Raw genomic sequence first — 4,578 nt, 5'->3', positions numbered from 1 at the left:
TCCGGAAGGCTGCATGAACTGCAAATCTGTGTCCAATCTACTGCGGGCGGTACAGGATTTGTTCCAAAAGCGACCCCATAATCATCCGGGACATGACAGTTCCGGTGCTGCGACTGCTGGTGCAACAGAGCAATTGCTTCATCGTCGTCGAGCGCGGGCGGGCGATGAACAATATGAACACCGAGCGACAACTCCAGCAGAGTGGCGAGTTGCGCCAAGGCAGCAATTTCGGCAAGGGCCAGATGGTAGCTGCTGATTATTCGATCACACCGGAAATCATCTTCGACCAGAAAGGTACCCAGAACATTGGGGCGACTATCGGGGGTTGGGCTGGCCTGATCGCCGGCGGCATCCGAAAAAACGAGGCGGCAACCGTGCTGTTGCTGACCGATAACCGCTCGGGCGTACAGGTATCCGCGGCAGAGGGGAGTTCTTCCAACACCGATTTTTCACTCGGCGGTTTCGCCATCGGCGGTGGCCTAGGGGCGGGCCTGGGGGGTTACACCAACACCCCACAAGGCAAGGTAATCGTGGCCGCGTTCGTCAACGCGTACAACCAGATGATCCAGGCGCTGCGAAATTACGCCGCGCAGTCCATGGGAGATCGAGGTCTGGGAACAGGCGGACGACTGCAGGTGGACGGCGCAGCACCAGCGACCCCGGCCCCGGCAGCCGCGCCTCGCACCGCAGGTGCCTTGAGCTTGCTTGACGCCCAACGCAAACTGGCACAACTGGGGTACGACATTGGAACCCCCGACGGGAAGATGGGCAACCGAACACGGGCCGCCCTGCGCGCCTTCCAGGCCAGCCGCAACCTACCACAAACGGGTCAGTTGGACGCCGCGACGCAGGCCGAACTGGCCAAGTAACGTCGACGAGTCAGCGCGCAGCGCCGCGGCTCACCCACAACACCCCGGCCAGCACCAGCGCGGTGCCGGCCACGATCCAGCCGTTGAACGGCTCGCCCAACACCAGCACGCCCAACGCGATGGTGGACAGCGGGCCGATCATGCCGGTTTGCGCCGTCAGGCCCGGGCCGATGCGCTCGATGGCCATCATCACCATGACCACGGGCGCCGCGGTGCACAACACGGCATTCGCCACCGACAACGCAATGACGGGCGGCGCCACCCACGCCGCCGACAGCGGGCGCAGCAGCGCGAATTGCAGCAGGCACAGCAGACAGGCCACCGTGGTGGCCCAGCCCACCAGCCGCAGCGAGCCCAGCCGCTGCACCATCTGGCCGCTGTAGACCAGATAGACCGCGTAGCTGACGGCGCTGCCCAGCACCAGCGCGGCGCCGGTCACCGTGGACCAGCCGTCGAACCGCACCTCGTGGCCAAAGACGAGCAGCACGCCGGCATAGCTCAGCGCCATGGCGCCGGCTTGACGTCCGGTGATGGGACGTCGGTACAAGACCCAGCCCAGCAGCAGCACCAGCGTGGGGTTCAGGTACAGAATCAGCCGCTCCAGACTGGCGCTGATGTACTGCAGGCCCCAAAAATCCAGAAAACTGGCCGCATAATAGCCCGTGAACCCCAGCCAGACGATGCCGCGCCAGTCGGCCCGCGTCAGCGGCACGACCGGCTGGCGCTGGCGAAACGTCGCCCACCACAGCATCGCCAAAAACAGCGGCAACGCAAACAGCATGCGGTACATGATCAGCGTCACCGCGTCCACCCCGTAGCGGTACGCCAACTTGACGATGATCGCCTTGCCGCTGAATGCGATGGCGCCGCCCGCCGCCAGCAGCAGGCCGACGCGGCGCGCGGCAGGGGATGGCGAGGGGGGCGACATCAGGGCTCCAACGGCTGCAGGCTGCGCAGCCAGTGCGGTGCGGGCAAGCGCCAGCGGCGGCGGATGGCGTCGGCCCGGGCGGCCAGCTCCTCGCGCGCGGGGCGTTGCGGGGTGCGCTGGGCCAACACCACGGTGTTGCCCTCGGCCGTGGGCTTGAAGACCCACAGCGCCTCGCGACCAAAGGCTTGTTCCAGCGCGGCGAGCGACCGCTCGAAGCTGGCGCGCCGGCCAAACAGGTTGACGGTGAGTGCGCCGTCGTCGGTCAGCAGCGCGCGGCAGTCCGCATAGAACGCCGCGCTGTCCAGCACGGGGGCGCCCGCGTCGTGGTCGTACAGATCCACGGCGAGCGCATCCACCGTGCCCTGCCAGGGCGAATGGCGCACCCAGTCCGCCGCATCGCCCACCACCACGCGCAGGCGCGGGCCATCCGCCGGCAGGCGAAACCAGGTGCGGGAGGCCACGACGACCTGGGGATTGAGCTCCACGGCCGTGGTGTCCATGCCCAGCCGCCGATGGCAGAACTTGGTGATGGCCGCCGCCCCCAGACCCAATTGCAGGGCGCGGCGCGCGGCGACGCTGTCCGGCTCGACGAAAAGCAGCCAGGCCATCATGCGCTGCACATACTCCAGCGCCAGGTCGTTGGGCCGGTCCAGGCGCATGCTGCCCTGGATCCACGGCGTGCTGCCCAGGTGCAGGTGGCGCAGCGGCCCCTCCTCGGAAAAGGTGACGCTGGGCAGCGGCGGCGCGGCGCGGGAATGGGCTGGCGTCATCGTGCGTCGGTCGGTTGCGGCGGGGCATGCACCGGGATGCCGTGGCGGGCCAACACCTCGGCCCACGCGGCAGTCGTGCGTGCGAGACTCCAACTCGCGTAGGCGGGGCTGGTGGACGGCAGGCGCTCCACCGGCACGCCCAGCGCACGGGTGTGGCGCGCGTGGTGCCAGCTCGCGCCGCCGTTGTGGGCGATGGCCCGCAACGCTGCCACGCATCGCTGGTGGGGCCAGGCCGGCAGCGGCAGGACCCACAGGGCGCCCAGGATCTTCCAGAACTGGTTCTGTGGATACGCGTAGTACTGCTGCGCCTGCAGCGAGGCCACGCGGGAAAAGCTGCCCAGCACCAGCCGCCGGGTCCCCGGGCCGAGCACCGGCGGCAGCCCCTGCAGACGCGGTGCAGTGCTCATGCCGCCGCCCCCGGGGCTGGGCCGAGCATGGCCCCCAGCCGGGGCAGCGCCGCGCAGGCATTGGCCCAGGTGGCGGCGGCCAGGGCCGCAGGGGGCAGGCCGCGCAGCCGCGCGATCTCGGCCCCAATGCGCGGCAGCTCCGCCGGCGTGTTTCGGCCCTGGGGGCGGCCCGCGGCACGCTCAGCGGCCGTCACATACAGCCACTGGGGCGGAATGTCGGGGGCGTCCGTCTCCAGCACCAGCGCCTGCAGCGGCAGCGTGACCGCCAGCTCGCGCAGGCGCCGCGCGGTGTCGAACGTCACCGCGCCCCCGAATCCCAGACGCCAGCCCAGCGCCACGAAGGCCTGCGCCTGCTGCAGGCTGCCGCTGAAGGCGTGGGCAATCCCACCGCTGACCGGGCGACCGCTGGCGGCCTGGGCGCGCAGGCCCGCCAACAGCGCATCGGCCGAACGCCGCACATGCAGAATCACCGGCAGGCCAAAGCGCTGCGCCAGCCCCAATTGCGCGCGATAGAAGTGCTGCTGGCGCGCGCGCATGGGCTCGGTGCACAGCTCGGGCACGAAAAAATCCAAGCCGATCTCGCCCACCGCCACCAGCCGGGGGTCGTCGCGCGCATCGGCCAGCGCCTGCTCCAGCCGGCACAGGTCGTCGTCGGTGGCCTGCGGCACATAGAGCGGGTGGATGCCCAGGGCGTAGGCGTCCCCCGTTTGATGGGCCAGCGCACGCACCGCGGCAAAGTCGCGCGCCTGCACGGCCGGCAGCACACAGCACGCCACACCCGCCGCCCGGGCCCGCGCGCGCTCGGCCAGCGCATCGGGGCCGAATTCGGGCGCATCGAGGTGGCAGTGGGTGTCGATCCACATGGGATCCCGATTATGGTTCAGCGCGCCTGCGGCCACCGGTGCCAGAATGCCGGCATGAACCGTCGTCACCTGACCATTCTGACCGGGGCCTCGCGCGGGCTGGGCCGCTCCATGGCCGAGCAGTTGCTGGGCCCGGATCGGCTGCTGCTGACCATCGAACGCCGGCCCGACCCGACGCTGGCCACGCTGGCCGTGCGCAGCGGCGCCCACCTGGAGCAGTGGAGCCAGGATCTGGCCGAGCCGGCCGAGGCCGCCGAGCGGCTGGCCCGCTGGCTCGACACGCTGGCGCCGGCCACGCTGGCCAGCGCGACGCTGATCAACAACGCCGCCGTGCTGCCACCGATCGGTCCGCTGCAGTCCAGCCCGGCCGAGGCGCTGTCGCGCGCCCTGCGCGTGGGGCTGGAAGCGCCCATGCACCTGACGGCCACCTTTTTGCGTGCCACCGACCACTGGGTGCAGGCGCAGGACTGGGATGGCCCGCGGCGGGTGCTCAACATCTCCTCGGGTCTGGGGCGCTACGCGATGGCGGGGCAGTCCATCTACTGTGCGGTCAAGGCCGGGCTGGACCACTTCAGCCGCTGCACGGCGCTGGACGAGGCCCGCCGCCCCCGCGGGGCACGCATCGTCTCGCTGGCGCCCGGGGTCATCGACACGGACATGCAGGTGCAGATGCGCGCCGGGGATCCGGCGGGCTTTCCGGACCGGGATCGCTTCGTGCAGCTGCACGCCCAAGGGCAGCTC

General features: G+C 70.1%; 6 protein-coding genes. 2 read left to right on the top strand and 4 right to left on the bottom strand.

Annotation, left to right across the window (positions count from 1 at the left end; genetic code table 11):
• Positions 1 to 92 precede the first annotated feature (92 nt).
• A complete protein-coding gene (locus V7026_RS11020; protein WP_334155427.1) occupies positions 93 to 869 on the top strand; it encodes a peptidoglycan-binding protein in 777 nt (258 codons plus the stop codon).
• 10 nt (positions 870 to 879) lie between these two features.
• Here V7026_RS11020 and V7026_RS11015 read toward each other — a convergent pair whose 3' ends face one another.
• Genes V7026_RS11015 through V7026_RS11000 form a run of 4 tightly spaced genes read right to left on the bottom strand, consistent with a single transcriptional unit; the run spans position 880 to position 3,837 of the window.
• Positions 880 to 1,797, bottom strand: coding sequence for a DMT family transporter (locus V7026_RS11015; protein ID WP_334155426.1), 918 nt, complete (start codon positions 1,795 to 1,797; stop codon positions 880 to 882).
• Positions 1,797 to 2,567 carry a spermidine synthase gene (locus V7026_RS11010; protein WP_334155425.1) on the bottom strand — a complete coding sequence of 257 codons (771 nt, stop codon included), beginning with the start codon at positions 2,565 to 2,567 and terminating at the stop codon, positions 1,797 to 1,799. The genes V7026_RS11015 and V7026_RS11010 overlap by 1 nt, the downstream gene beginning before the upstream one ends.
• A complete protein-coding gene (locus V7026_RS11005; protein ID WP_334155424.1) occupies positions 2,564 to 2,974 on the bottom strand; it encodes a DNA-deoxyinosine glycosylase in 411 nt (136 codons plus the stop codon). The genes V7026_RS11010 and V7026_RS11005 overlap by 4 nt, the downstream gene beginning before the upstream one ends.
• A complete protein-coding gene (locus V7026_RS11000) occupies positions 2,971 to 3,837 on the bottom strand; it encodes a TatD family hydrolase (protein WP_334155423.1) in 867 nt (288 codons plus the stop codon). Before V7026_RS11000 ends, V7026_RS11005 begins: the two co-directional genes overlap by 4 nt.
• Before the next feature lie 54 nt (positions 3,838 to 3,891).
• Here V7026_RS11000 and V7026_RS10995 point away from each other — a divergent pair.
• Positions 3,892 to 4,578, top strand: a 687-nt coding sequence (locus V7026_RS10995) for an SDR family NAD(P)-dependent oxidoreductase (protein WP_334155422.1), incomplete at its 3' end; no start/stop codon positions are given.

This window comes from Tepidimonas sp. (genome assembly GCF_036825565.1).
Taxonomy (GTDB): Bacteria; Pseudomonadota; Gammaproteobacteria; order Burkholderiales; family Burkholderiaceae_C; genus Tepidimonas.
This window is presented reverse-complemented; position numbering and strand designations above follow the sequence as displayed.

Bases quoted from the DNA above. Each gene is read 5' to 3' on its own strand.
- V7026_RS11015 (WP_334155426.1), bottom strand. From the start codon at position 1,797: ATGTCGCCCCCCTCGCCATCCCCTGCCGCGCGCCGCGTCGGCCTGCTG.
- V7026_RS11020 (WP_334155427.1), top strand. From the start codon at position 93: ATGACAGTTCCGGTGCTGCGACTGCTGGTGCAACAGAGCAATTGCTTC.
- V7026_RS11000 (WP_334155423.1), bottom strand. From the start codon at position 3,837: ATGTGGATCGACACCCACTGCCACCTCGATGCGCCCGAATTCGGCCCC.
- V7026_RS11005 (WP_334155424.1), bottom strand. From the start codon at position 2,974: ATGAGCACTGCACCGCGTCTGCAGGGGCTGCCGCCGGTGCTCGGCCCG.
- V7026_RS11010 (WP_334155425.1), bottom strand. From the start codon at position 2,567: ATGACGCCAGCCCATTCCCGCGCCGCGCCGCCGCTGCCCAGCGTCACC.